Raw genomic sequence first — 23,078 nt, 5'->3', positions numbered from 1 at the left:
CACGCAACGGTGACAAAGCCGCTTAAAATTGCCCTAACCAGTTACCGCAGCCACCCTTTCAGTGGTGGACAGGGTGTTTATATCAGTGCGCTGTCAAAGGCGCTGGTTGAGCAAGGCCTGCAGGTCGATGTCATCTCGGGTCCGCCGTACCCCATCTTGGATGAGCGTGTGGGTCTTGTTAAATTGCCAAGTATGGATCTCTACGAGCATGGTTTGCGCTCCTTGCGTTGGCACCACCTGCATTCTTACAGCAACGTGGTCGAGTGGTTAAGCAAGCTCACGGGTGGCTTCGCTGAGCCCTATACTTTCGGCCGCCGACTACGTCGCTACTTTGCGACTCACAAACCAAATTACGATTTAATCCATGATAATCAGAGTTTGTGTCGTGGATTACTGGACGTCGAGCGTATGGGCTACCCCGTGGTAGCCACCATTCATCACCCTATTAGCAGCGATTTACGTCTGGCGCTTCAGGCGGAGCCCGTGTGGTGGCGTCGCTTGTTCTTGCGCCGCTGGCATTCATTTTTACGGATGCAAATTCCGGTGGCGCGGACGTTAAAACGTATTTTTGCCGTGTCCGAGTCGGCGCGTGCAGATGTCGAGCGAGAGTTTGGTATTGACTCTGGGCGCATAGTGGTTACCGGCATCGGCACTGATACTGATTTATTTAAACCCCTACCTGGGCGTGTGAAAGACCTTAACCGAATAATGATCACGGCGTCTTCAGATACGGCCTTGAAGGGTGTGGTCTACGCCATACAAGCCTTTGCTGTGCTGCGCGAACAGTTCCCCAACTTGCGTTTGCGTTTGATCGGAAAGCTAAAACCCGAGGGTGAGGCGCAAAAGTTGATTAATCGATTGGACTTAGCGGCGGCAATCGACAATTATTCTAGAGTGAGCCAAGAGGATCTTGTGGCGTTTTACAACGAAGCCAGTGTGTTTGTATCGCCGTCATTGTATGAAGGATTTGGTTTGCCCGCCGCCGAGGCAATGGCATCGGGTACCGCAGTGGTAGTCACTAATGGAGGTGCCTTGCCCGAAGTGGTGGGCAACGATGGTGTGGTTGTCCCCACGGGTGATAGTCAGGCCTTAGCGGCTGCCGTGGCAGACTTGCTGCGAGACTCCGAGCGTCGAATAGCCCTAGAGCAAAGGGGGCGAGACAGAATCGTTAAGGAATTTTCATGGGCGGCCTGCGCGCGCCGAACCGAACACGAATACAAGGCAGTACTCGCTAATGCAGACCGTTGATTTTCGATATTTCCAGCTTAAAGACGGTGACCGAGTCCTAGACTTGGGGTGCGGCGAGGGACGCCATCTCATTGGTGCCTTGTTAGCGGCGGATGTCCAGGCTATTGGTGTGGATCTGTCACACGAAGATTTAGTGACTGGCCGACATAAAACACACGATTGGGCTGAAAGCGTTGGCGAGCCGCGCCGTCCCGTGTTGACGCAAGCCAGTGGGTATTGTCTGCCCTTTGCTGATAACACCTTTGATGCTGTGATTTGCAGTGAAGTGCTCGAGCACGTGCCTGTCGTCGACAAGGTACTAAAAGAGATCAATCGTGTGTTGCGGCCGGGTGGCCGGCTGGTGATTTCGGTACCTAGGCGGTGGCCCGAGCAAATTTGCTGGTACTTATCGGCCGATTACCATTTGCAGCTAGGCGGGCATTTACGCATATTTAGACTTGCTGATCTTAAACGCCAAATTCAAGCTTTGCCGGTTGTTTTCTATTATCAGCACGGCGCCCATGCTTTGCACGTTCCTTACTGGTGGTTACGTTGTATTTTTTGGAACAACCCTCAGGCCTTTCCTGTACGCTGGTATCACAAGCTTTTGGTGTGGGATTTAATGAAGCGACCGTGGCTTACCCGATTTATAGAATCGCTAACCAATGGTTGGATGGGGAAAAGTGTGGTCTTGTATTATCGCAAACAGGATGCAGCATCGTGACTGGAGTTTACCTTAGCCCAGGTTTGTATCCGCATGAGCTGTTTCAAGACACAGTGTCCTACATTTTGTCAGTTCAGCGCAGCAGCGGCGAAATTCCCTGGTTTGAGGGAGGTCATACCGACCCGTGGGACCACGTCGAGGCTGCGATGGCCCTGTCGATTGCGGGTAAGTATCAAGAAGCCGAGCGTGCTTATGCATGGTTGGCTGACGAGCAATTGCCCGACGGCAGTTGGTGGGCACGGTATGAGCAAGGCACGCGCGCCGAATCAACGCGGCGAGAAACGAATTTTTGCGCCTACATAGCAACAGGTGTTTGGCATCACTTTTTGATTACTCAGGATCGCGCGTTTCTCGAGCTTTATTGGCCCACGGTGCAAATGGCGATGGCCTTTGTGCTCTCGCTCCAAACCGTGCACGGAGATATTACATGGGCAGTAGACGACGATAACGACATCCCAGTTGACTCGTTGGTTACCGGCTGTGCTTCGATCTACAAAAGCTTGGAGTGTGCTCACAATATTGCGGTGACCTTGGGTCACGACACCGTCTATTTTGATGCGCGTGAGCGGCTGGGGCGTTGTTTACGCCAACACCCAGAGCGCTTTGATCGCACCTGGGAAAGCAAAGCGCGCTACTCGATGGATTGGTTTTATCCTGTGTTAACAGGTGTGTTTTCAGGTAAGGCGGCGCGCGAGCGGCTGCAGGCGCGTTGGAACGAATTTGTCGAGCCAGGTATGGGGTGTCGTTGTGTTAGCGATGAACCCTGGGCAACGATTGCGGAGACCTGTGAATTGGTCTTGGCCCTGCAAGCTTCTGACGAGGAAGCTTTGGCGCGTGAAGTCTTTTCTTGGATAGCGCAATGGCGCCACGACGATGGCTCTTATTGGACTGGCTATCAGTTTAAAGAGCAAGTACTGTGGCCGAACGAGCGTCCTACATGGACTGCGGCCGCGGTGATGTTGGCTGCCGATGCCTTAACTCAGCACACGCCAGCAGCGCGGTTATTTACTCATGTAAATTTACTAGACTCTGATAATTCTGTACATGCTAAGGACCTTGTGAGGGCCTAAGCACCCAAGCGTTGCAGGACTTTTAAGCTATCGCAGGACTCGACTAAGTCCCATAAGCCTGACTGTAAGGCTGCATCGATAATGGCTTTGGGCGCTTGGCCGCCCGCGCTTGCCTTAGGATAGTGATCGTGTACGGCGAGCAATCCTCCCAGCGCAACGTGGCCAGACCAAAGGCGATAGTCACTGACTGCGTCGTCCATACTGTGCCCGCCATCGATAAAAACCATCCCCAGCCTTTGCTGCCAGCGCAGGCCAATAGCGGTTGCGTCTCCAACCAAGGCCACAACAGAGTGGTTCAGGCCGGCTGCTGTTAAGGTTTGTCGGAAGGTGTGCAGGGTGTCGGTCCGCCCGTCTTTATCGGTTAAATTAGGGTCGTAAAAAAACTCGCCGGGCTGGTGCTCGACAGAGCCTTGGTGGTGGTCTAAAGCAAAGACGAGATTGCCGCTTTGCTCAGCCGCCGCGCCCAAAAATACGGTGGACTTGCCGCAATAGCTGCCAATTTCTAGGATGCAGCCAAGGTGTGCAACCGAGTGTGCTGCGCGGTACAGAGCCTCGCCCTCTGCTTGACTGAGAAAGCCGGGAACTTGGTTCACCAAATGTTGGCGCGACGCATTTAACATAGTCAGGATTTGTCCAAAACTAAAACTATAGCACGCCAATGCGCAATTCTACCTTGGCTTTAGTCGGTCGCGCCGTTATCCTCGCCCCATATTATAAGTCATGACGTTTATGCGCCTTGTTTACACCTTAATCTTATTGTTGAGCTTGCCTTTTCTCATGTTGAGGCTGTATTGGCGTGGTCGGTTGTTGCCGACCTATCGGCAGCGCTGGCTAGAGCGACTGGCATTAGGTTTACCTCATGCGTGCGACGCAGATCGAGTGATATGGATTCATGCCGTCTCAGTGGGTGAGGTCGTCGTCGCGTCGAAATTAATTCAATGTTTACAGCGCGATTACCCCGATCATGTTTTGTTGGTTACGACAACAACGCCCACGGGCTCTGAGCGCTTGCTGCAAACGTGGGGAGATCAGGTTCTGCATTGTTATTTACCCTGGGATCTGCCTTGGGCAATGTCGCAAGTATTCAAACGCTTCAATCCGCGCGCAGTATTTTTAATTGAAACCGAGATATGGCCTAACCTGGTCGAGCAAGCCAACTCCAAGGGTGTACCCATCGCCTTATTAAACGCCCGCTTATCGGCAAGGTCTGCGCGTGGCTATGGTCGCCTAGGGGCTCTGCTGACACCGACGCTGCAATCGTTGGACTTGATTGTGGCGCAAACCAAAGCGGACGCTAGGCGTTTTATTGCCTTGGGTGTTGAACCTTCGCGCTTGGCCATCTCGGGAAACATAAAGTTTGATCAACATTTGACGCCCGAACTCCGCGGACAGGCTGGCGTTATTCGCGATCAGTGGGGCGGTAGTACACGCGAGGTGTGGGTGGCGGCCAGCACACACGAAGGAGAGGAGCAGCAACTTTTGCGGGCTTATGAGGCGCTCGCTAAGCAGCGGCCGAAGCTGTTGCTTTGCATCGTGCCTAGGCACCCCGATCGGTTTGAGCGCGTATTTCAAATGGCGCTTGCAGCGAATCCGAAGACGATTCGCCGTTCTTCAAACCCCACCATTGAGGTGGATACGCAGGTTGTTGTGGCGGACACTATGGGCGAGTTGGTGCCGATGTTAGGTGCCGCCGATATCGTTTTTATGGGCGGGTCTTTAGTACCGACCGGAGGCCACAATATGCTTGAGGCTGCGCAGTGGGGCGTTCCGGTAGTGTCAGGACCACATACCTTTAATTTTGCTTATGCAAGCCGTTTGCTCATAAAAGCTCAGGCGATGCTAATTGCAAAAGACGCCGAGGAGTTGGCGCTGGTCCTGTCGGGTTTACTGGGTAATGACACCAACCGTCGGGTGATGGGTTCTCGTGGCCAAACTGCGGTAGAGGGGGAGCGAGGCGCGCTGGAGCGCCTCGTACAAGCAATCAAGCCCTTATTGGCCTGATTGAGTAACAGCTTTGGGTGCTTCGAGGTACTTGCTCAAATCCGCCACATCCTTGGGACTTAACAAGCCGGCTTGCTGCTTTAGACGGAGTTGGTTCAGTACATAATCGTAGCGCGTATTAGCGTAATCGCGCTCCGCTGCATACAGGGCGTTTTGCGCGTTTAGTACATCAACCACGTTACGCGTGCCGACGTTGTAACCCGCCTGTGTTGCTTCTAAGGCACTTTTAGACGACACAATAGCTTGGGCGCGCGCCTTCACTCGCGCCGCGTCGCTCAAAACAGTCATGTGTAGCGCGCGTGTCTGGGCAATAGTGTTGCGCTGTAAGCCAATGCGAGACTCGCGCGCCGCGTTAAACTGCTCTGCTGCTCGACGACGGTTAGCGCTGATCGCGCCACCAGCGAACAAGGGTACTTCTAAGCGCAAACGCACCACGTCTTGCTCTCGATCGCTTCTTGGGGGTACGTTGAAGATCGAATCTTGACGGCTTACACCCTCGGTTTCGAAATCTGAAGTCGAGAAAGACCCGCTGATTGTGGGCGCATGCTCCAAGCGTTTGGCTTTGGCATTTTGTTGCGCTGCGGTTTCGCCTAAGCGCGAGGCTTTGAGCTGCAGGTTGTTTTCAAGCGCAAAATCTACCCACGCCGCGCGATCGGCCGGTTCAGGCGGTGCGACCGGAAAGTCAGAGCTCAGTGTAAACAAACGCTCATGTTCTACGTTGGTTAGCACCGATAAGTTCTCGAGAGCCACATCGAGGCGGTTCTCATCCGTTAAGCGGCCAACGCGGGCAAGGTCAAAAGCGGCCTGTGCCTCATGCACATCGGTAAGTGCAATTAGGCCGACTTCAAAGCGCTGCTGAGTTTGCTCTAGCTGTCGTTCAAGTGCACGCTCTTGGGCTTTGGATGCTTCTAAGTTATCTTTCGCGCGCAGTACGCCAAAGTAGGCTTCCGATACGCGCACGATTAAATCTTGTTGTTGCGCGGCAAACGTCGCTTCAGCTTGTTCGCTGAGCGATTTGCTGGCTTGAAAAGTAAACCATGCGGGTAAATCAAACAGGGCTTGGCTCAATGATACGGTGTAGCCTTTGGAGGTTGTGTCAGAGAAGCTCTCGATCTCTTCGATGATGCCGTTGCCGTTAGCGTCTAAGCCCACCAGACTGTTGGCCACCGTGCTGGTCTCAGTCTCGTTGTAGTCATAGCTGGCGCCCACTTGGGGTAGCAGTGCCGACTTGGCCAGTGTCTCTTGTTCACGGTCGGCTCTGAACTGTGCGGCGTAGGCTTTGAGCTGCGCATCGTTCTCTAAGGCCAATTCGTAGATATCTTGAAGTGATTGCGCGTGGCTTACGGTGGCGGAGAATACCAGTGCCGCGAAGGTCGAAGTAAGTAACCGAAGCTTCATTAGTGGGCCCTTGTTCAAAAGGATTAGTTTAACAGCGCTGAGCGCACAAAGCATGCACGTTGTGTAAGTCTTATACGCAGACTGCCCCACTTTTGATTCATATCAGCGCAAAATAGGTGAGCTAGATCACTTTTCAAAGGTGCGGTGCTTCCGTTTTTGTAATACCATCGTTCACTATCTATGGGCTTATGACGTAATCAATGAAGCAATCGACTCGCCAAAGAGCGGTATCAGCGCGCTACAAGTTGAGCTTGTCGTCGTTGCACGCCATTTGCGAATCGAACTACGCTCGGTTTTTGCGCCTATTCCCCGCTTACGAACAATGCAACGAGCGCGTTATTGCCCTAGACCACGCCCGCATTGTGTTGGCGGTCACCGAGCGCTGTCGCTACACCACGACCTTCAAGATAAAGCAGCTGATCGGCGCTGCGCCCGAATGGGCTAAAAGCTTCGAGCTCGAAGTGCGCGCTTATCACGACGCCAGAATGTTAGAAGTGCGCTCGTTTCAGGGTAGTCGACACATTCAGGGTCGTTACCAATACCCCAACAAAGCGATGCTGCAAAAAGACGAGAAAGTACAGCAGAACCAATTTGTGGCTGAGTGGTTAGAGCACATTTTGGCCAGAGGTTACAGCGTATCCCAGCTTGATATTACGTGTTCGCAGCAATCCATGTTGGGTGATCACGATGACTAGTTTACTCGACACCATCGTCATCGAGCACGACCCGGCGCAAGCAGTGGACGTGCTGCAAATAACCGACACGCATTTGGGGGTAGAGCCCAATACGCCTTTACTGTCGATGGATACTGATGATTCGCTCCTGGCCGTATTAGATTTAGCCGGCAAAGTGTTACCAGCGCCTGCTCTCATGTTAGCCACGGGTGATTTGTCAGACCAAGGTGCCTTGAACGCCTATTTCCGTTTGCGCGATTACACGCGCTCGGTCTGTCAACACCAGTTTTGGCTGTTGGGTAATCACGATCATGCCGAAACCTTGCGTCGAGCAACAGACGACAACAAAGATTTAATTCGCAACGATATCCGGGTGGGCGCATGGCAAATTGTGATGCTGAACTCCCAAATCCCAGGGCAGGTGGGTGGCCGCTTAGGCCCTAGACAGTTGGCTTTGTTAGAAGAAGCTCTGCAAGCAGGCGCCGATGCGGGGCTGAACACTCTCGTATGCTTGCATCATCAGCCCGAGCCCGTTGGCAGCGCTTGGATTGATTCTCAGGCTGTCCTTGATGCCGATGAGATGTTTGCGGTGATCGAACAATACCCAAATGCGAAAGCGGTGCTGTGGGGGCATGTACATCAAGAAGTCGATTATCTGCGCAAGAGCGTACGGATGTTGGCTACGCCCTCTACCTGCATTCAGTTTGCGCGGCATAGCGACGATTTCAAGGTCGATGATTTACCTCCGGGTTTCCGTCATTTACAGCTCTTGCCCGATGGCTCGATTAACACCCAAGTCTACCGCGTCACCGATCGCAGCTTTACCGTTGATTTGGGCTCTTCAGGTTATTTATAAATCCCCTTAAACCCATACCCGCTGACAAAGCTTTGGGCTACACTAGACCCTTGTTTTAGATTATGTGGTAGGTATGAGTCAGTACACAGCACAAGATATTGAGGTCTTAACGGGGCTTGAGCCGGTGCGTAAGCGCCCTGGTATGTATACCGATACAGCGCGCCCAAATCACCTTGCGCAGGAAGTCATTGATAACAGTGTCGATGAGGCCTTGGCGGGTTTCGCCAGTGAAATCGATGTGGTGGTGTTCAAAGACGGTTCAGTTTCGGTCAGCGATAATGGGCGCGGCATGCCCGTGGACATCCACCCAGAGCAAGGCAAGCCCGGTGTAGAGGTTATTCTGTCGACCTTGCACGCCGGCGGTAAATTCTCGAATAAGAACTATCAGTTTAGTGGCGGGTTACACGGCGTAGGGGTGTCGGTCGTTAATGCGCTTTCTCAGCGTTTAGAAATTACCATCAAGCGCGACGCGCAAGTGTACAGTATGGCGTTTGCGGGTGGGGAAAAATCCCGCGATCTTGAGGTCATCGATACCTGCGGGCGTCGCAATACTGGTACTACCGTACATTTTTGGCCCGACCCACAGTACTTTGACTCCGTTAATATCTCGATTCCGCGCCTAAAGCATGTGCTCAGGGCCAAGGCGGTGCTGTGCCCGGGTTTGCGCGTGAACTTTGTAGACGATGCCAAGAAAGAATCCGAGAGCTGGTATTACGAAGACGGTTTAAAAGATTATTTGCAGCAAGCGACCGACGGTTACGAAGTGTTGCCGCCCAGTCCTTACACCGGCAGTTTTAGTGCTCAGCACTCGGCGGTGGATTGGGCTGTACAGTGGTTGCCAGAGGGCGGCGAGCTGATCACTGAAAGTTATGTCAACTTAATTCCTACGTCTCAGGGCGGCACCCACGTTAATGGTTTAAGAACGGGTTTGCTCGATGCTTTGCGAGACTTTTGCGAGCTCAGAAGCCTGTTGCCTCGGGGTATTAAGCTGGCGCCTGAGGACATTTGGGATCGATGTGCTTTTGTGCTGTCGGTGAAGCTTGAGGACCCTCAGTTTTCGGGACAAACCAAAGAGCGTTTATCGTCTCGCGAAGCCGCCGCCTTTGTGTCGGGTGTTGCGAAAGATGCTTTTAGTTTGTGGTTGAATCAAGAAACTGAGTACGCCGAACAATTGGCGGAATTGTGCATTAATAATGCTCAGCGCAGAGTGCGCTCCGCCAAAAAAGTGGTGCGCAAAAAAGTGACTTCGGGCCCCGCCTTGCCCGGTAAATTGGCTGATTGTTCGGGTGAAGATCCCGCGCGCGGTGAGCTATTTTTAGTAGAGGGTGATTCCGCGGGGGGCTCGGCGAAACAGGCGCGTGACCGCGAGTTTCAGGCGATTTTGCCCTTGCGTGGTAAAATTCTGAACACTTGGGAAGTCGACTCACAAGAGATTTTAGCTTCGCAGGAAGTGCACAACATCTCGGTGGCGTTGGGGGTCGATCCCGCCAGCGATGATTTATCGGGTTTACGCTACCACAAAGTGTGCATTTTGGCCGATGCTGACTCCGATGGTCTGCACATTGCTACCTTGATTTGTGCCTTGTTCGTGCGCCACTTTAAGCCCTTGATTACTGCGGGCCACGTTTATGTTGCCATGCCGCCTTTGTACCGAATCGATGTGGGCAAAGAGGTTTACTACGCGCTGGATGATAGCGAGAAGCAGGGCATACTGGACCGTATCGAGGCCGAGAATAAACGCGCCAAAGTGAACGTGCAGCGCTTTAAGGGTTTGGGCGAAATGAATCCGCTACAATTGCGTGAAACAACCATGGCGCCCGACACTCGACGCTTAGTCCAGCTGCGTTTAGACCACGGTGATGACACCATGCAGGTCTTTGATATGTTACTGGCGAAAAAACGTTCGAGCGATCGTCGTCAATGGCTTGAAACGAAAGGTAATATCGCGGAAGTGTTGATATAAACCATTGGTCCCTTGCGACATTAGGAGTAAAAAGATGTTAAAGCAGAGCGTAATGGCGGCGGCGCTGATGTTGAGCAGTGCAGGCACATGGGCAGATTGGCAGCTCGATTCAAGCCAATCCACTCTGACGTTTTTGAGTGATAAAAACGCGGGTGTGGTCGAGCAACACGCCTTTGAAGTCTTTGACGTGGCGGTTTCTGATGCTGGAGAGATACGCGCAGATATCGAGCTTGCAAGCGTCGAAACTCGCATCGGTATTCGCAATGAGCGCATGCGCGACATGTTGTTTAAGGTGGCAGAGTTCCCGAAGGCGACCTTGAGCGGCAGCTTGGGCGAGTTAGATCTAGCCGCAGTGGGTGCGGCGCCCCAAATGGCGAGTATTCCGCTGACCTTAAGTTTGCATGGCTCCGCTCAGACCGCAGTGGCCGATGTGTGGGTCAGTCAAGCTGAGGGTGCGCTGTACGTCAGCACAGTTAATCCTATTTTGGTGCGAGCCGCCGATTTTGGTTTGGCCGAGGGCGTCGAGGCATTGCGCGTGGTGGCCGGGCTCAAAACCATTGGGCAAACTGTGCCTGTGAGTTTTAATCTACGTTTGACTAACGCGCAATAGCGATTCGTTCGAGTTGCTGGCGCCAGACCTGATACTGGCGATTATCTGGTGCTAACTCGGTAAGTTGGCGCACTGCCTCGAGTGCGGTGCGCGTGTCCTTGGCCTCTACCGCGAACTGCGCCAGGGCTTGCAAAGCTTCTTCATTATCAGGCCACTTGCGGCGCACCCCTTTTAATATTGCTAAGGCGTCGTGCAATTTGCCCTGACCGTGCAGCGCGATGGCGTAGGTGTAGCGGTAGCGTGCCGATTCTGCTTTAGCCGCTATAGCCAATTGTTGTAATCCTTGGTCGTAATCTTGAGCACGAATGTGGGCCAGCGCCAGCGCAAACGCCAGGTCTGGGTTATCTGTAATCTGCGTTAGCCCGTGTTGGAGTGTGTCGATCGCCGTCTCGTTGTTGCCAGAGTTTGCCTCTAAATCGGCTTTGTTTATATAGGCGGCTAACAGTTGCGAGTTCTTGCTTAAGGCGGTTTGGTAGTGACTTAATGCCGCTTCGATATTGCCCTGGCGTGTTTCGTAGTCACCTAAATTAAGATGCTGTTCTGCTTGGTCTAAGTGGCGTTCAGCAATGGCGCGATACTCGGTATCTAGTGTCCGCAGTTGCTGTGCTTGCGCTTTAGAAAGGTTTACATCGGCTATGCCTGCGAGCGCAAATGCCAGCGTCAGTCGTACGCCGAGGTCTTCATCTCCCAGCAAAGGTAGTAATACTTCGTTCTTCAGATTGTCTGGCAGGTTACCGGCTTGGCGCACAGCACTTTGGCGAATTAAGGGGTCCGAACTTGTGAGTGCTAGCTGCAGGGTAGTCAGCGCACTTTGATTATTCACTACCAAGGCGTTGATTGCACTGGCTCGCCAAATGGCCGGTTGCGCCTCAGACAAGGCGATTTCCTGCAGAGTTTGCTGGCCTTTGGCTTGCCCAAGGCTCGCGGCATGAAAAGCTAGAGTGCGCTCGGTCTGTTGGTCGCGTCGCAACTGACCCCATTCGCTTAAGAGCATCATTGCCCAGTCGGCAGTTTTATCCTCGTGGCATTTGTTGCAGGCGTTGGGTGTACCGGTGTTGATGGTTAGGTCAGGCCGAGGGATTTGCATGCTATGGTCACGTCGCGCATCGACCCCCATATAGGTCGTTGTGCTCATATGGCAGTCGACACATTCTGCTCCGGCCGAGCTTGGTTGATGGTGATGGTGCTTGGGGGTGTCGAAAACCTCGGCTTGGTGACAGCTGGCACAAAGCGCGTTGGTCTGCGTGTAGATTTTGCCGCTGTGAGGGTTGTGACAGTCAGTGCAGGTTACACCAGCTTGGTACATTTTGCTTTGTATGAAGGACCCATGCACGAACACTTCATCTTGGATTTGCCCGTCGGGGTAGTAAAGGCCTGGCTCGAGTAAGGCAAGGCGATGGGTTTGGGACAGTGCTTGTCCGTGTTGGTAATCACCGAGGTGGCTGCGGCGTGAATGACAGCGCGCGCAGGTGTTAATTTGCGCATCGTTATCGTTTGCAGAGACGCGCTGCGCGATAGCCTTATCGTTAAACGCCCATTGCGCTCTTTGTTTAAGTTGACTTGGCCACGGTGGTGCGGCTTGGCTTAGATCGCCTTGTGCCCATGCCAGATGGGCTTGCCCAGGCCCATGACAGGCCTCGCAACCGACCGATACTTCGGTAAATGTCGTGTTGTAGCTGTCATTTGTTGCGTCGTAGTTTTTGTTAACGTCGGTCGAGTGGCACTCGGCGCAGGAATTGTTCCAGTTCTGATACAACCCGCTCCAGTGCAGTGGGTCATCCGGAGCAATGTATTCATCGGTTGTTAAATGATACCAACGTTGCCCATTCTCGCTTTCCGGGCGTGCGTCCCAGGCGACGGTAAAGCTTTGCAATCGTCCTTTATCGGTCGGAATGAGATATTGCTGCAGGGGGAAGACGCCAAAGGTGTAGGCGACTTCGAAAGTCGTTTCACCGGCCCCGGTGTCGTCGGTAGTAATCAAAAATCGGCCGTTGTCTTGATGAAAGCGACTTGTTTTGCCAAACCATACAAACTCCTCGCCTTCGAAGGGTGCTAGCACCGTCGTGCGGGAGGGCTTGGCCATAGCGGCCTGATGGTGGGAGGTGCTCCACTGGGCATATTCCGTCTGATGGCATTGAGCACAGTTCTCAGACCCCACGTACGTCTCAGAAGAAAAGACAGACGCATTAAGGCCGAGTAGGCATAGAACGAGCAGCAGTAGTCGCATGGTTTTTAGACTTATTGACACAGCCGCAACCCTACCTCAAATAGGCAGGCGATGGAATCACCTTTACGCGGCTATAGCTTTGGGTGCTTCGCTCTTTGGCGGATTAAGCTGCGCGATACGTACCCCGCGCCAAAGATCGGCCGCAAGGTTCATGGGCGACTCTGTTGCTCCGTCGCGAATCCAGCGTGCCAAAGCCGCAGCGACATTCGGAAAGTTAATCGATGACTGCTGCCGCAGGCCTTGCAAAAAGTCGCCTAAGGCGTGGGAATCCAGCGTGTCGCATACCTTGGCCAGTTGGAGTTGATCTAACGCCAAGGCGTTGCTGCTTTGCTCCATTTGGCCTCGCATTGGGAATGTCAGTACGGGTTTGCCCCACTGCAAACACTCACTGATAAGCTCGAAGCCAGAGTTACAAATCACGCCTTTACAGTTGGCTAGGTCGTACTTAAAACCCTGGTAGTCAGTCGGACAGGTCGTGACGTTGGCTAGGGTCTCATTTTGTACGTCGGGTGAGTACTGACGAAATTCTACATCAGCATGTGCTTGCAGCCATCGAGTCACCGTCGTTTGGTTCTCAAAGGGTAAATACACCAGCACGTGTTCACCTGTTGCCGGCATCGCATCGGGTAAGTCAATAATTGGCGGGCAAATGCTTTGACTAAACGGGTACCAATGCAGGCCTACGGATCGGGTTGTCGGTGCGAATAAGCGCATGATAGTTTTTGATAGCCAATCGGCTTTCGCCACGGGCGATGAGCCGTCGAAGGCATACTGATGCCCTATGCCAATGCATTCACGGCCTCGTAGTTTGGCCGCCCACGCGGTCACGGGCTCGTAATCGCTGATAATCAAATCGTAACTGCCAAGGTCAAGCTGGATCACATCTCGGATAAAGGCGGGTGCGTTATTGGCGCGCAATGTATCGAGGTAGTGCAATTTTCCCTCACGCGAGGCAAACGTTAACCCGCGGCGCCATGCGTAGTCGCCAAAGCACTCCATGTCGAATAGTCGACTTTTGGACCTGCCGCTAAATAACCAAGTGACATCGAGTTCTGGGTATCGAGCGAGCTCTTTTGCCATCGCCCGTGCTCGGCTTATGTGCCCTTGTCCTGTGCCTTGAACGCCATACAAAATTCGCATTAGATAAGCCCCCAATAGGCTGCGTTAGTAAAAGCGACTGCGGTGCCAAGCAATGCCCCGGCGATGATGTCCCCAGGAAAATGCACGCCTAATACCACTCGCGACAAAGCTACACACGTAGCCCACGCTAACAGTACGGGCATAAACCCGCCTACAGCCAGACTGAGCAGAATGGCGAGGGCAAAAGCCGCTGAGCTGTGTCCACTTGGAAACGAGAAGCGGTCGGACGCCGTGACGATGCTATTAAACCCGTCCAATTTTTCAGGTGGTCGCAGGCGTTTTAATGAGTTTTTTAGTGGCCAGTACAGTGCGCGTTCGAGTAGCATCGTTGTAGCTAAGGCTAACACCACCAGCTCTGGCATGGGGTGTAACATCAGTAGCACGATAGCAACCAGAATATGCAGAACACCATCGCCGGTCTTGGAAAATATCCGCGCCATGGGGACGCAAAAAGTACAATGTGTCAGCCCTGTGATTTTTGCAAACAAGGCGTGGTCGACATTTTGTAGGCTAGATAAAATATTCATACTGCCAAGAATGCGAGGCGCTGATGGCATTTATGTGACCGTTTTTTGGAGCTTTTATGAAATCTTTCGCCATTTTAAAGACCGACTCGGTGCGTCCCGAATGGGCTGAGCGGTTCGGTGAGTACCCGGATATGTTCCAGACGGTGTTAAAGCGGGCTAACCCCAATTTGCAGTTTGCGGTGTATGACGTGCAGTTAGGTGAGTACCCCGATAGCAAAGACCAACATGGCGCTTACCTTGTCACGGGCTCGAAAGCGGGTGTGTACGAGGATCATGAGTGGCTGCCGCCTTTAGAAAATTTTGTGCGTGACCTGGTGCAGGCTGATATCCCACTGATCGGAATTTGCTTTGGTCATCAATTAGTCGCGCAGGCACTGGGTGGACGTGTAGGCAAATCCGATAGGGGATGGGGTGTGGGTGTGCATCGTCACCAATGGCGGTTTAAACCAGACTGGCTGGCTATGCCCGCCGACGATTTTAAGGTGTTGGTGAGTCACCAAGATCAGGTGCAGCAAGCGCCGGTTGGACTAGAGGTACTGGCGAGCAGCGACTTTTGCCCTGTCGCGGCTTTATACAAGCGCGGCTCTGTACTGACGTTTCAGGGGCATCCAGAGTTTGTGCCAGAGTACTCCAAGGCCTTGATGGTCTCTCGTGAAGACCGAATAGGCGATGAAGCCTTGCCCAAGGCCTTGGCCAGTTTAAGCCAAGGCCATGATGGCGACGCCTTAGCCAGCGTCATTGTTGCGTTTTTACAAGACGCTAAATCACCACTCGCCGGTATTGGGCATTGATGCCCAGGGTTCGGCCGGGGGCAGAGATTCACCAGCTTGTAATAGCTCGATAGAGATACCGTCGGGGGATCGCACAAAGGCCATGTGGCCATCACGCGGGGGGCGATTAATGGTGACGCCACCGGCTTGTAAGCGCTCACACAGCTCGTAAATGTTAGCCACTCTGTAAGCGAGGTGTCCGAAGTTGCGGCCGCCGGTGTACTCTTCTGGGTCCCAGTTATAGGTGATTTCTACCAATGGTGCTTTGCGCTCTTTGGCAAGGTCGACATCTTCGGAGGCTGCTAAAAATACCAAAGTAAAGCGGCCCTGCTCGCTGTCGTAGCGATTGACCTCGACAAGACCTAACAAATCGCAAAAGAAATGAAGCGTAGCGTCTAGGTCACTGGCGCGAATCATGGTGTGTAGATATTGCATGGGTTTATCCTAATGGGTCGATAAAAACTGTTTAATCACGTCACGGTAACTGCGGCTGACCTTGAGTTTGGTGCCATTGCTCAGGGTGAGCGTGTACTCGCCGTTGGTCAACGCTTGAGCGCCCGTTATTAGATTGACGTTTACGATGGTAGAACGGTGCACGCGTAAAAAAACGTCTGGGTTGAGCTTTTCGCTGAGCTGGCGCATCGTAATGCGCATGATATGGGTGTTGCCCTGCGCATGCACACACATGTAATCGCCGGCAGCATCGACCCACTCGATGTCTGCGACGCGAATTAGGGTGATATCGCTACCGTCTTTAATCGCTATTTTTTCAGGCCAAGTATCGCCTTTCTTTGTATTTTCGGTGTCGGTTGCGCTGATCTCTTTGGGGTGTTTGGTGGTTGCGCTCATCATCAAATCGAGTAAAGCCTGTTTCGAGCTGTCACTCTTCTCGAAGCTTAAGCGTTCAGCAGCTCGTTTTACGGCATCGGTTAAGCGGTCAATTTCAACGGGTTTTAGCAGGTAATCGATGGCGTGCACTTTAAAGGCTTCCACGGCGTACTCATCATACGCTGTGGTGAATACAATTAATGGCAGAGTGTCACTTTGCAGCTTTGCAATGACATCAAAGCCATTCATGCCGGGCATTTGTATGTCTAAAAACACGACGTCGGGGTTTAGCTCACCGATCATTTCTACGGCTTCAAAACCATTGCTTGCCTGCCCAATGACTTCGACATTGGGTAGGGTCTCTAGGCGACGCAGTAAGCCACGGCGGGCCAGCTCTTCGTCATCAACTATCAGTGCGCGTAGGCTCATGGTTATGCCTCTTGGCTAAAAGGTATGTTAATGGAGACGGTTAATCCGTGCGGTAAGGTCGGCCCAAGCTTTAAGCTTTGGCGATTGCCGTACAGGGCTTTTAGTCGCTCGCGGCAGTTTTCTAGACCAACGCCACTGCCTTTGGGTGTGATGCCCTGACTAAAATCTAAACCGGGCCCGTTGTCAGAAATAATCAACTGCAAATCATCGCCGTCTTTGTGGGCGCTAATGCCAATAGCGCCGCCTTTTACCGACTGGCTAATACCATATTTAATGGCATTTTCGACCAAGGGTTGCAGTATCAAAGAAGGGACCAAGGCATGTTTGACTTCGGGGTTAATAGAAAATAGGACTTCCAGCCGACTACCAAAGCGAACCTGCTCGATATCTAAATACAGTTTTAGTGCCGCCACCTCTTGATCGACCGTAATTTGGGTCATGGGGTCGGTTTCTAGAGAGTGGCGCAGAAACTTCGACAGCTTGTTGATCATGTCAGACGCTAGGTTGGTGTCTTTATCGAGTACCAGGGTCGAAATCGCATTCAAGGTGTTGAACAAAAAGTGCGGGTTAAGCTGGTAGCGCAGCATTTTTAGCTGTGCTTCGTTGGCCACTGATGCTGCGGTTAGTGCGCGGGCTTTGGCGTCTTGTAACAAAATGTAGTACTTGATGCCGAAGTATAAAGCACTCCAGCCAAACATGACCCACGCAGCAGAAATCGCACCTTCGAGATAGCTGTAAAACTCGGCGCTGGATTCAATGCCGAAGGCCGCTTTTTGCTCCGGGAAGAGCGAAAAAAAGATGAAGGTACGAGCGACCATCCACAGTACACCCGCAAAATAAGAGCCCAGCAAAAAGGGTAGGATCCTGGCGACAAATCGCATATCCCAGGTCAGACGATAAGCCCAGCGTAAACCCAAGGTCAGGGCCATGCCGACCATGGCAATAATCGGAATGTAAAACTCGTAGTTATCGGGTGGATCGCCCCAAACCGTCGCACCTAAGTAAAACGACAGCGCCCAACCAGCCCAGCCGCCGGCTTGCAGCAACCAAAAAAGGCGGTGTTTTTGATCGGGGTCGAGTAGATTCATTGCCAGAGTATAACGGATCGCGTCTCTCTTGCGCGGTTATCTGTCGCAGCGCAGTTTCGATTAATCGTATTTACGAGGCGGCGAATTCGGTTAAGGCAGTACCGCATAAGCGATACCCAATCCATTCGCTCATAGCAACCGCTCCCACGCTTTCGTAAAACTCGATCGAGGGTGTATTCCAATCCAGCACATTCCATTCAAAGCGCTCACATCCCTCGCTTACCGCTTTTTTGGCCAGATACTTAAGTAAGGCTAGGCCGGCGCCCTTGCCGCGGTGTTCGGGCTCTACAAACAAGTCCTCTAGGAAAATGCCGTGTTTGCCACGCCAGGTACTGAAGTTGTAAAAGTACAGTGCAAAGCCTACGTTAGTGTCGCCGATGTCACACAGTACGGCATGAACTCGCGCTTTATCGTCAAACAGGGCGGTGTGTAAATCGTGTTCTGTAGCGACCACCGCATCGGGTTCTTTTTCGTAGATCGCCAGCGCGGTTATAAGCTCAAGAATGCGAGGCACGTCTGAAGGCGTGGCCGCGCGAATATCAATCGGATTCATGGTGGAACTTACCTCACTGCATATCCCAGTCTTTGCGCATTTCTAAGTACAAGAACGACGCCGTCCAAGTAATCAAAACCAAACCGGTCAGCGATTCGATACCCGCTAAAAAACGCAAATGCCCTGTGGGCTCAATATCGCCGTAACCGAGTGTGGTGTAGGTCGTAAAAGAAAAATAGGCGGCGTCAGTCAGAGAACCATTGAATGCGCCACCGAGTTGGCCCCAATCTTCGCCGCGATGCATGTAGTAATAGGCCACTGCAAAAATCCATACTTGAACAGCGTGCGCAATCAGTGAGGCAAATACGCCAATGACGATGCGGAAGCGGTGTCGAATGCGCAAGCGCGGCAAGAATTTGGTGAGTTGATACAAAAATTCGTAGTGCAAACCAACGGTTAAAGCGACGACGAAACTGTTTGCTATCCAAATGTGAATCACGTGTCTCTCCTGTGCCCGCCAGTATACTCTGTATGCTGAAAATTACCTGTTTTAATCAGTTTGGAAATATTGTTTTTTTACACATTGGGAGTAATCTGCGAGGCGTCCACCTAGCCGCTGTCACAGCACCCATCTGGCGCTAGAGCATCTCTTCTTGGTGGTTCTTAGACCCTTATCTGGAGCGCAATTGCGTGCTAAAAACTCTTGTCGTTATCGACGCCCCTGCCGCTGATTTAGTTATGGATGCGGCTGAAATAATTTCGTTCGATACTTATCTGAGCGATTATCCAAAATTAGGCCAGGCCAAGCGTCGAGTATTGAATTTATGCGACACCGAGCATTATCTATCCAAAGGTTACTATTGCTCGCTATTAGCGGAAGCACGACAGCATAAGGTGCTGCCTTCGGTGCAGACCATTAACGAATTACGTCAAACCAGCCAAGATGCCGATTGGTGGATAGACCTGCCCGCCGCCATTATGAGCTCTATTGAAGTCACGGCTGATCCGATTGAATTTTCAGTCTTTGTTGGGCGGAGCGTCGAACCTAAATGGGCCCGTCTTGCCCGCCATTTGTTCGAGCGATTCGCTGCACCCTTGCTCCGTGTGAGTATTAACTTCGGTCCTAATTTACGCGTTCGTGTCGCTCGCATGGGTTTAAACGACGTGTCTGCCGATGAACGAGACTTTTTTGAAGATGCTTTATCGCACTATGTCAGTGAAGGTTGGCGCAAGCCGGTAGCTGCACGCAAATACCGCTGGGATTTGGCGATTCTGGTCGACCCCAACGAGCCTCTTCCCCCAAGCGACAAAGAAGCGATCAAAAGGTTCGGTAAAGCGGCCGGTAAACTGGGTATTAATAGTGAGCTGATCTCGCATAATGACATGACACGATTGACGCAGTTCGACGCTTTGTTCATTCGTGAGACCACCGCCATTGACCACCCAACCTACCGAATGGCGAGCTTAGCTGAGCGTGAAGGTTTGGTGGTGATGGATGACCCTAAATCCATTTTGCGCTGCTGCAATAAGGTCTTTTTGCACGACGCCTTTGCTTACAGCCAGGTACCCAGTTTAAAAACTAAGGTCGTGGCCGATGCAAGTGAAGAGACTCTGGAAATGCTTGAGGGTATGTTTGGGTATCCGATGGTGATAAAGCTGCCCGAGAGCTCGTTTTCGTTGGGCGTATTTAAGGTGGATTCTCGAGAGACGCTCGTACAGCGTCTAAAAGATCTACTAACCAATACCGCCTTGGTCTTAGTACAAGAATTTTGCTTTACCGAATTTGATTGGCGCATAGGCGTGCTAAACGGCAAACCGATTTATGCCTGTCGCTACCACATGGCGCGCAAGCATTGGCAGATCTACAACCATGGCGCCGCACGCTCTAAATCGGGTGGGTTTGACGCTATGCCGACTTTTGAGGTGCCCACTAAAGTGCTTGCGGCAGCCGTTAAAGCTTGTGCTGTGGTAGGTAACGGTTTGTATGGTGTTGATCTTAAGCAGCGTGGAGAATCGGTGTATGTGATCGAGGTCAACGACAATCCGAGTATCGATCACGGCGTCGAAAATCGTTACCTAGGCGATGAGCTTTACATGATTGTGATGTCAGAGTTTGCCGCTCGATTGGAAACGCGGGGGCGTTAATCCTCCACTTAACTGACGAATGTTTATCGCAATCAGAGCCACCGCTTCATTACGCGGTGGCTGATACGAGCCACGCTCGACCTGGCAAGCTCAACCCTGATTTCGTCATATGCGGCTCGAAGGCCGCACGCGCTGCCGCGATGGCTGCCTCTTGCTGCTCGCCCTGCAGTTCTTTGACGACGCGCGCAACGGGTCCTACAAACCGTTGGTAGTTCATGACTTCATCAAGATCGGCGCCCAAATACATGCCGGCCTCGATGCTTTGGTGCTCGATACTGTGAAAACCTGCTTGTGTCAGAATATCGCTGCAGTAGTCGGGGTTGGCTAGCGCGAACGGGCCTGGGTCGGTAGGTTGTGGCGCTGGATCGAGTGGTGGCAAGAAGGGCGCTACCGCTCGGCCCGGTAGTGCCATCCAAGGGTTTTGGTCGGGCGCTTGCCAGCAGATAAATACGAGACGACCGTCAGGTTTAAGCTGTGCGTGCAGGTGCCCAAATGCTTCGTAGGGGTCGGCGAAAAACATCACCCCAAACCGCGAAAATATCAGGTCAAATTGATGTTTAGTGTCGTAGACGCATGCGTCTTTAACGATCAGCTCAATGTTGTCAGAACCCGCCGCACGCTCTTTTGCGCGGTTGATCATGGGTTCTGATAAATCAACGCCCGTGACTTGTGCGCCCGATTCGGCAAGAGCTAGGGTAGTTGCCCCGCAACCGCAGCCTACATCCAATACTTGCTCGTTGGACCGCGCTGCGGCTCTGGCAATCGCCTGTGCCGACAGCGGTTCAAGCATGGCGTCTAAGTTGGCTTGTGCCGCCACCCAGCTGGGTCCGGCGGTGTCATTCCAGTACACCTTTTGGGCTGAGTTGTCTTGAGACATAAGCGCCTACCCTAAAACGAATAAGATAATTTAGCCCACCATGTTCGGCCAGGCTCACTGACCTTGTCAATTGCTGGGTAGCCCTCGACTGCGCTGCCCGCGCGAGACAAATGCTCGGCGTAGTCGGTATCGGCGATGTTATCCAGCCCTAAAGCTAATCGAATATCTTTTGTTAAGTTGGTTGATGAGTGCACGGATAAGATTGCCGCTTCACCGGTGGCGCCGATGTCTTGACCAACGATGGTGCCGTAACCGCGATCGATACGGTCTTGCTCGCCAATGTAACGCGCGACTAGGCCGCTGGTCCAAGCCTTACCTTTGTGTTCTAGGCTGATGGTTAAATCGAGCGGGGGTGTTTGTGCGAGTGCTCGATCGTGAGTGTCGTTGTGGGCTCGTACCCATGCCATATTTGCTTTAACGCTGAGCGTATCACTCAGTTGACCTTGCACGTCAGCCTCAAAACCGTAACGTTCTGCGTTGATATTGCCGCTGCAGGTTACGCTCATCATGCCACTGGCGCAGTTATTTAAACGAGGGCTGGGCATCATGCCCGAGTAAATCAAAATGTAGTCGTCCACGAGCCCGTAGAATGCCGAGACGGAGCCATTCCAATGCCCTTGGCGCCACAAAAATCCAAGGTCTACTTGGGTGGTTGCTTCGGGCTTTAGCTGTGCGGTTGCGGTAAGTCCCGCGGCGCTGACGGCCTCCCAGTAATCCATCGGGCGCTCGGTGTAGCCGATACCAAAATAGGTGGTTACCGAGTCGTCGGCAAAGTCATATTCAAACCGAGTAAACGCGGCAGTGACAGTCTCAGACGCGCTCACTGGCGTCGCAAGCCCTAAACGGTCGGCTTCCCAGTCATCGACGCGCAAGCCGCTAATCCAACGGGTTTGATCGCCTAATTGTTGCTCTAACTCTGCAAACACACCCACAGACTCTGTGCTCAAATCGACCAGACGAGGTTTACTTGTGTAGGTGTCCGCCATGGCTTTCGTCATGCCCATCATCGATCGGTTACTATGCTCATCGCTTTGCCAAACTAAGCCTGTCGTCAAACTGCGAGCGTCGGTCACATGCCATTCCAGAGTCACATTAACGCCGTCAGTTGATCGGTCAGGGTTACTGACCATATAGCCCATCATCGGGGCTTTATCACGCAGACTGTAGTTGTCCATCACGTGGTCAATGTAGGTGTGGTAGGCTCGAACCTCGGCACTTTTAAGGTGTTCGCTGATGCCTTTATGGCGCGCGGTGATGCCATAGCTTTCGCGGTCGAACACAGCACCATCCATGCCGCGATCGGCGTAGGACGCTTCGGCCTCGCTTTGAGTATAATCAATAGACAGTTCGGTAAGTGGTGTCGGCGTGTAGCCAACACGAACACTGCCACTACGACGTTCGTAAGCACTGTGGACTTCGTTGCCGGCACCATCTTGGTAGTCGTCTGATTCGGCGTGGCTAGCACTCAAGTCGACAAAGCCTTGGGCGTTGCCCCAATGGACATCGGCCAGAGCGTCGGTGCGGTTCCATGCGCTGCTGAGCAGACTCAGGTCGCCTGAGAACCCTTCTGCAGGCTTAGCTGTGTTTTCGAATAAAACCACGCCCGCAGAATGCCCAGCGCCATGCGCAACGGTTTGCGGGCCTTTAATAATGGTTACGGTGTCGTAGCTTTCCGGAAAAATGTAGGCCGTGGGCGGGTCCATGCGGCTGCCGCAACCGCCACCAAAAGCCATACCATCCATGACTAAATTTAATCGAGAAGCTGCTTGGCCACGGAAAACGGGATCGCCACTGGTGCCACCTTTGCGAATAACATTAAAGCCCGGCGTCGTCTTCAAAAATGCGGCCCCATCGTTAGCCGGCATGGGCTGTTGCGGAGCCTTGGCATCAATGGCCACCGTGAGCGGTGCAGCCATAGCGGGCGCCGTCACGATAATCTCCTCTTGATTTTGGGTATCACCCAGGGTTTGAGCGCTTAAGCAGGCAAAGCTTAAAGCCAAGTAAAGTTTAGAGCGTTGCATTGATCGTTCC

At 52.7% G+C, this 23,078-nt stretch carries 22 protein-coding genes; 10 read left to right on the top strand and 12 right to left on the bottom strand.

Translation table 11 applies throughout. The features are described 5' to 3' along the window. The first annotated feature begins 9 nt into the window (after nucleotides 1–9). The 3 genes from ACTF5Z_RS00965 to ACTF5Z_RS00955 are packed head-to-tail and all read left to right on the top strand — an operon-like array spanning nucleotide 10 to nucleotide 3,021. Nucleotides 10–1,248 carry a glycosyltransferase family 4 protein gene (locus tag ACTF5Z_RS00965; RefSeq protein WP_438984150.1) on the top strand — a complete coding sequence of 413 codons (1,239 nt, stop codon included), beginning with the start codon at nucleotides 10–12 and terminating at the stop codon, nucleotides 1,246–1,248. After that, the gene (locus ACTF5Z_RS00960) at nucleotides 1,235–1,951 is read left to right on the top strand and encodes a methyltransferase domain-containing protein (RefSeq protein WP_438984149.1); all 717 of its coding nucleotides are present in this window, start codon (nucleotides 1,235–1,237) and stop codon (nucleotides 1,949–1,951) included. The genes ACTF5Z_RS00965 and ACTF5Z_RS00960 overlap by 14 nt, the downstream gene beginning before the upstream one ends. Beyond that, nucleotides 1,948–3,021, top strand: coding sequence for a prenyltransferase (locus tag ACTF5Z_RS00955; RefSeq protein WP_438984148.1), 1,074 nt, complete (start codon nucleotides 1,948–1,950; stop codon nucleotides 3,019–3,021). The genes ACTF5Z_RS00960 and ACTF5Z_RS00955 overlap by 4 nt, the downstream gene beginning before the upstream one ends. Here ACTF5Z_RS00955 and ACTF5Z_RS00950 read toward each other — a convergent pair. Next, nucleotides 3,018–3,641, bottom strand: coding sequence for a class I SAM-dependent methyltransferase (locus tag ACTF5Z_RS00950; protein ID WP_438984147.1), 624 nt, complete (start codon nucleotides 3,639–3,641; stop codon nucleotides 3,018–3,020). The genes ACTF5Z_RS00955 and ACTF5Z_RS00950 overlap by 4 nt on opposite strands. A 157-nt stretch (nucleotides 3,642–3,798) precedes the next feature. Between ACTF5Z_RS00950 and waaA the strand changes: the two genes are divergently transcribed. After that, entirely contained in the window at nucleotides 3,799–5,022 is a 1,224-nt protein-coding gene (gene waaA / locus ACTF5Z_RS00945; protein ID WP_438984146.1) for a lipid IV(A) 3-deoxy-D-manno-octulosonic acid transferase, read from the top strand. On the opposite strand, the gene ACTF5Z_RS00940 is transcribed toward waaA, so the two are convergent. Further along, the gene (locus ACTF5Z_RS00940) at nucleotides 5,011–6,420 is read right to left on the bottom strand and encodes a TolC family outer membrane protein (RefSeq protein WP_438984145.1); all 1,410 of its coding nucleotides are present in this window, start codon (nucleotides 6,418–6,420) and stop codon (nucleotides 5,011–5,013) included. The genes waaA and ACTF5Z_RS00940 overlap by 12 nt on opposite strands. A 200-nt stretch (nucleotides 6,421–6,620) precedes the next feature. Here ACTF5Z_RS00940 and ACTF5Z_RS00935 point away from each other — a divergent pair, with 200 nt between their 5' ends. The 4 genes from ACTF5Z_RS00935 (at nucleotide 6,621) to ACTF5Z_RS00920 (ending at nucleotide 10,523) form a co-directional block, all read left to right on the top strand. Continuing rightward, on the top strand, nucleotides 6,621–7,115 hold the full coding sequence (locus tag ACTF5Z_RS00935; RefSeq protein ID WP_423850078.1) for a DUF1249 domain-containing protein: 495 nt from the start codon (nucleotides 6,621–6,623) through the stop codon (nucleotides 7,113–7,115). After that, entirely contained in the window at nucleotides 7,108–7,950 is an 843-nt protein-coding gene (gene cpdA, locus ACTF5Z_RS00930; protein WP_438984144.1) for a 3',5'-cyclic-AMP phosphodiesterase, read from the top strand. Before ACTF5Z_RS00935 ends, cpdA begins: the two co-directional genes overlap by 8 nt. 73 nt (nucleotides 7,951–8,023) lie before the next feature. Then, nucleotides 8,024–9,913 carry a DNA topoisomerase IV subunit B gene (gene parE, locus ACTF5Z_RS00925; RefSeq protein WP_423850076.1) on the top strand — a complete coding sequence of 630 codons (1,890 nt, stop codon included), beginning with the start codon at nucleotides 8,024–8,026 and terminating at the stop codon, nucleotides 9,911–9,913. Nucleotides 9,914–9,947: 34 nt separating this feature from the next. Next, a complete protein-coding gene (locus ACTF5Z_RS00920; RefSeq protein WP_423850075.1) occupies nucleotides 9,948–10,523 on the top strand; it encodes a YceI family protein in 576 nt (191 codons plus the stop codon). Here the strand turns inward: ACTF5Z_RS00920 and ACTF5Z_RS00915 are convergent. From ACTF5Z_RS00915 to ACTF5Z_RS00905, 3 genes are read right to left on the bottom strand one after another with little or no spacing between them, the layout of a single operon-like run. After that, entirely contained in the window at nucleotides 10,510–12,771 is a 2,262-nt protein-coding gene (locus tag ACTF5Z_RS00915; protein ID WP_438984143.1) for a tetratricopeptide repeat protein, read from the bottom strand. The two genes, ACTF5Z_RS00920 and ACTF5Z_RS00915, sit on opposite strands and share 14 nt — an antisense overlap. A gap of 42 nt (nucleotides 12,772–12,813) precedes the next feature. Next, nucleotides 12,814–13,890, bottom strand: a complete 1,077-nt coding sequence (locus tag ACTF5Z_RS00910; RefSeq protein WP_438984142.1) for an MJ1255/VC2487 family glycosyltransferase — start codon at nucleotides 13,888–13,890, stop codon at nucleotides 12,814–12,816. Then, on the bottom strand, nucleotides 13,890–14,447 hold the full coding sequence (locus ACTF5Z_RS00905; protein ID WP_423850073.1) for a phosphatase PAP2 family protein: 558 nt from the start codon (nucleotides 14,445–14,447) through the stop codon (nucleotides 13,890–13,892). The genes ACTF5Z_RS00910 and ACTF5Z_RS00905 overlap by 1 nt, the downstream gene beginning before the upstream one ends. Before the next feature lie 26 nt (nucleotides 14,448–14,473). On the opposite strand from ACTF5Z_RS00905, the gene ACTF5Z_RS00900 reads away from it, so the two are divergent. After that, nucleotides 14,474–15,208, top strand: coding sequence for a glutamine amidotransferase-related protein (locus tag ACTF5Z_RS00900; protein ID WP_423853505.1), 735 nt, complete (start codon nucleotides 14,474–14,476; stop codon nucleotides 15,206–15,208). Here the strand turns inward: ACTF5Z_RS00900 and ACTF5Z_RS00895 are convergent. The 5 genes from ACTF5Z_RS00895 to ACTF5Z_RS00875 form a co-directional block, all read right to left on the bottom strand. After that, complete coding sequence (locus ACTF5Z_RS00895; RefSeq protein ID WP_438984141.1) at nucleotides 15,182–15,622, bottom strand: VOC family protein; 441 nt, start codon at nucleotides 15,620–15,622, stop codon at nucleotides 15,182–15,184. The genes ACTF5Z_RS00900 and ACTF5Z_RS00895 overlap by 27 nt on opposite strands. Nucleotides 15,623–15,631: 9 nt before the next feature. Beyond that, the gene (locus ACTF5Z_RS00890; protein WP_438984140.1) at nucleotides 15,632–16,444 is read right to left on the bottom strand and encodes a LytR/AlgR family response regulator transcription factor; all 813 of its coding nucleotides are present in this window, start codon (nucleotides 16,442–16,444) and stop codon (nucleotides 15,632–15,634) included. A gap of 2 nt (nucleotides 16,445–16,446) precedes the next feature. Then, entirely contained in the window at nucleotides 16,447–17,532 is a 1,086-nt protein-coding gene (locus ACTF5Z_RS00885; protein WP_438984139.1) for a sensor histidine kinase, read from the bottom strand. A gap of 70 nt (nucleotides 17,533–17,602) precedes the next feature. Then, on the bottom strand, nucleotides 17,603–18,085 hold the full coding sequence (locus ACTF5Z_RS00880; protein ID WP_438984138.1) for a GNAT family N-acetyltransferase: 483 nt from the start codon (nucleotides 18,083–18,085) through the stop codon (nucleotides 17,603–17,605). Nucleotides 18,086–18,098: 13 nt separating this feature from the next. Next, complete coding sequence (locus tag ACTF5Z_RS00875; RefSeq protein ID WP_438984137.1) at nucleotides 18,099–18,524, bottom strand: potassium channel family protein; 426 nt, start codon at nucleotides 18,522–18,524, stop codon at nucleotides 18,099–18,101. A 191-nt stretch (nucleotides 18,525–18,715) separates the two neighbouring features. Here ACTF5Z_RS00875 and ACTF5Z_RS00870 point away from each other — a divergent pair, with 191 nt between their 5' ends. Continuing rightward, complete coding sequence (locus ACTF5Z_RS00870) at nucleotides 18,716–20,170, top strand: RimK family protein (protein ID WP_438984136.1); 1,455 nt, start codon at nucleotides 18,716–18,718, stop codon at nucleotides 20,168–20,170. 49 nt (nucleotides 20,171–20,219) lie between these two features. On the opposite strand, the gene ACTF5Z_RS00865 is transcribed toward ACTF5Z_RS00870, so the two are convergent. Continuing rightward, entirely contained in the window at nucleotides 20,220–21,047 is an 828-nt protein-coding gene (locus tag ACTF5Z_RS00865) for a class I SAM-dependent methyltransferase (RefSeq protein WP_438984135.1), read from the bottom strand. 11 nt (nucleotides 21,048–21,058) lie between these two features. Continuing rightward, the gene (locus ACTF5Z_RS00860) at nucleotides 21,059–23,068 is read right to left on the bottom strand and encodes a TonB-dependent copper receptor (protein ID WP_438984134.1); all 2,010 of its coding nucleotides are present in this window, start codon (nucleotides 23,066–23,068) and stop codon (nucleotides 21,059–21,061) included. Nucleotides 23,069–23,078: the final 10 nt, after the last annotated feature.

This window comes from Aequoribacter sp. (genome assembly GCF_965659035.1).
Classification (GTDB): Bacteria; Pseudomonadota; Gammaproteobacteria; order Pseudomonadales; family Halieaceae; genus Aequoribacter.
This window is presented reverse-complemented; position numbering and strand designations above follow the sequence as displayed.

What these genes read in the sequence shown, in the direction of transcription:
- ACTF5Z_RS00960 (WP_438984149.1), top strand. Translation starts at nt 1,235, where the DNA reads ATGCAGACCGTTGATTTTCGATATTTCCAGCTTAAAGACGGTGACCGA.
- ACTF5Z_RS00950 (WP_438984147.1), bottom strand. Translation starts at nt 3,641, where the DNA reads ATGTTAAATGCGTCGCGCCAACATTTGGTGAACCAAGTTCCCGGCTTT.
- waaA (WP_438984146.1), top strand. Translation starts at nt 3,799, where the DNA reads ATGTTGAGGCTGTATTGGCGTGGTCGGTTGTTGCCGACCTATCGGCAG.
- ACTF5Z_RS00940 (WP_438984145.1), bottom strand. Translation starts at nt 6,420, where the DNA reads ATGAAGCTTCGGTTACTTACTTCGACCTTCGCGGCACTGGTATTCTCC.
- ACTF5Z_RS00935 (WP_423850078.1), top strand. Translation starts at nt 6,621, where the DNA reads ATGAAGCAATCGACTCGCCAAAGAGCGGTATCAGCGCGCTACAAGTTG.
- cpdA (WP_438984144.1), top strand. Translation starts at nt 7,108, where the DNA reads ATGACTAGTTTACTCGACACCATCGTCATCGAGCACGACCCGGCGCAA.
- parE (WP_423850076.1), top strand. Translation starts at nt 8,024, where the DNA reads ATGAGTCAGTACACAGCACAAGATATTGAGGTCTTAACGGGGCTTGAG.
- ACTF5Z_RS00920 (WP_423850075.1), top strand. Translation starts at nt 9,948, where the DNA reads ATGTTAAAGCAGAGCGTAATGGCGGCGGCGCTGATGTTGAGCAGTGCA.
- ACTF5Z_RS00910 (WP_438984142.1), bottom strand. Translation starts at nt 13,890, where the DNA reads ATGCGAATTTTGTATGGCGTTCAAGGCACAGGACAAGGGCACATAAGC.
- ACTF5Z_RS00905 (WP_423850073.1), bottom strand. Translation starts at nt 14,447, where the DNA reads ATGCCATCAGCGCCTCGCATTCTTGGCAGTATGAATATTTTATCTAGC.
- ACTF5Z_RS00900 (WP_423853505.1), top strand. Translation starts at nt 14,474, where the DNA reads ATGAAATCTTTCGCCATTTTAAAGACCGACTCGGTGCGTCCCGAATGG.
- ACTF5Z_RS00895 (WP_438984141.1), bottom strand. Translation starts at nt 15,622, where the DNA reads ATGCAATATCTACACACCATGATTCGCGCCAGTGACCTAGACGCTACG.
- ACTF5Z_RS00890 (WP_438984140.1), bottom strand. Translation starts at nt 16,444, where the DNA reads ATGAGCCTACGCGCACTGATAGTTGATGACGAAGAGCTGGCCCGCCGT.
- ACTF5Z_RS00885 (WP_438984139.1), bottom strand. Translation starts at nt 17,532, where the DNA reads ATGAATCTACTCGACCCCGATCAAAAACACCGCCTTTTTTGGTTGCTG.
- ACTF5Z_RS00880 (WP_438984138.1), bottom strand. Translation starts at nt 18,085, where the DNA reads ATGAATCCGATTGATATTCGCGCGGCCACGCCTTCAGACGTGCCTCGC.
- ACTF5Z_RS00865 (WP_438984135.1), bottom strand. Translation starts at nt 21,047, where the DNA reads ATGTCTCAAGACAACTCAGCCCAAAAGGTGTACTGGAATGACACCGCC.
- ACTF5Z_RS00860 (WP_438984134.1), bottom strand. Translation starts at nt 23,068, where the DNA reads ATGCAACGCTCTAAACTTTACTTGGCTTTAAGCTTTGCCTGCTTAAGC.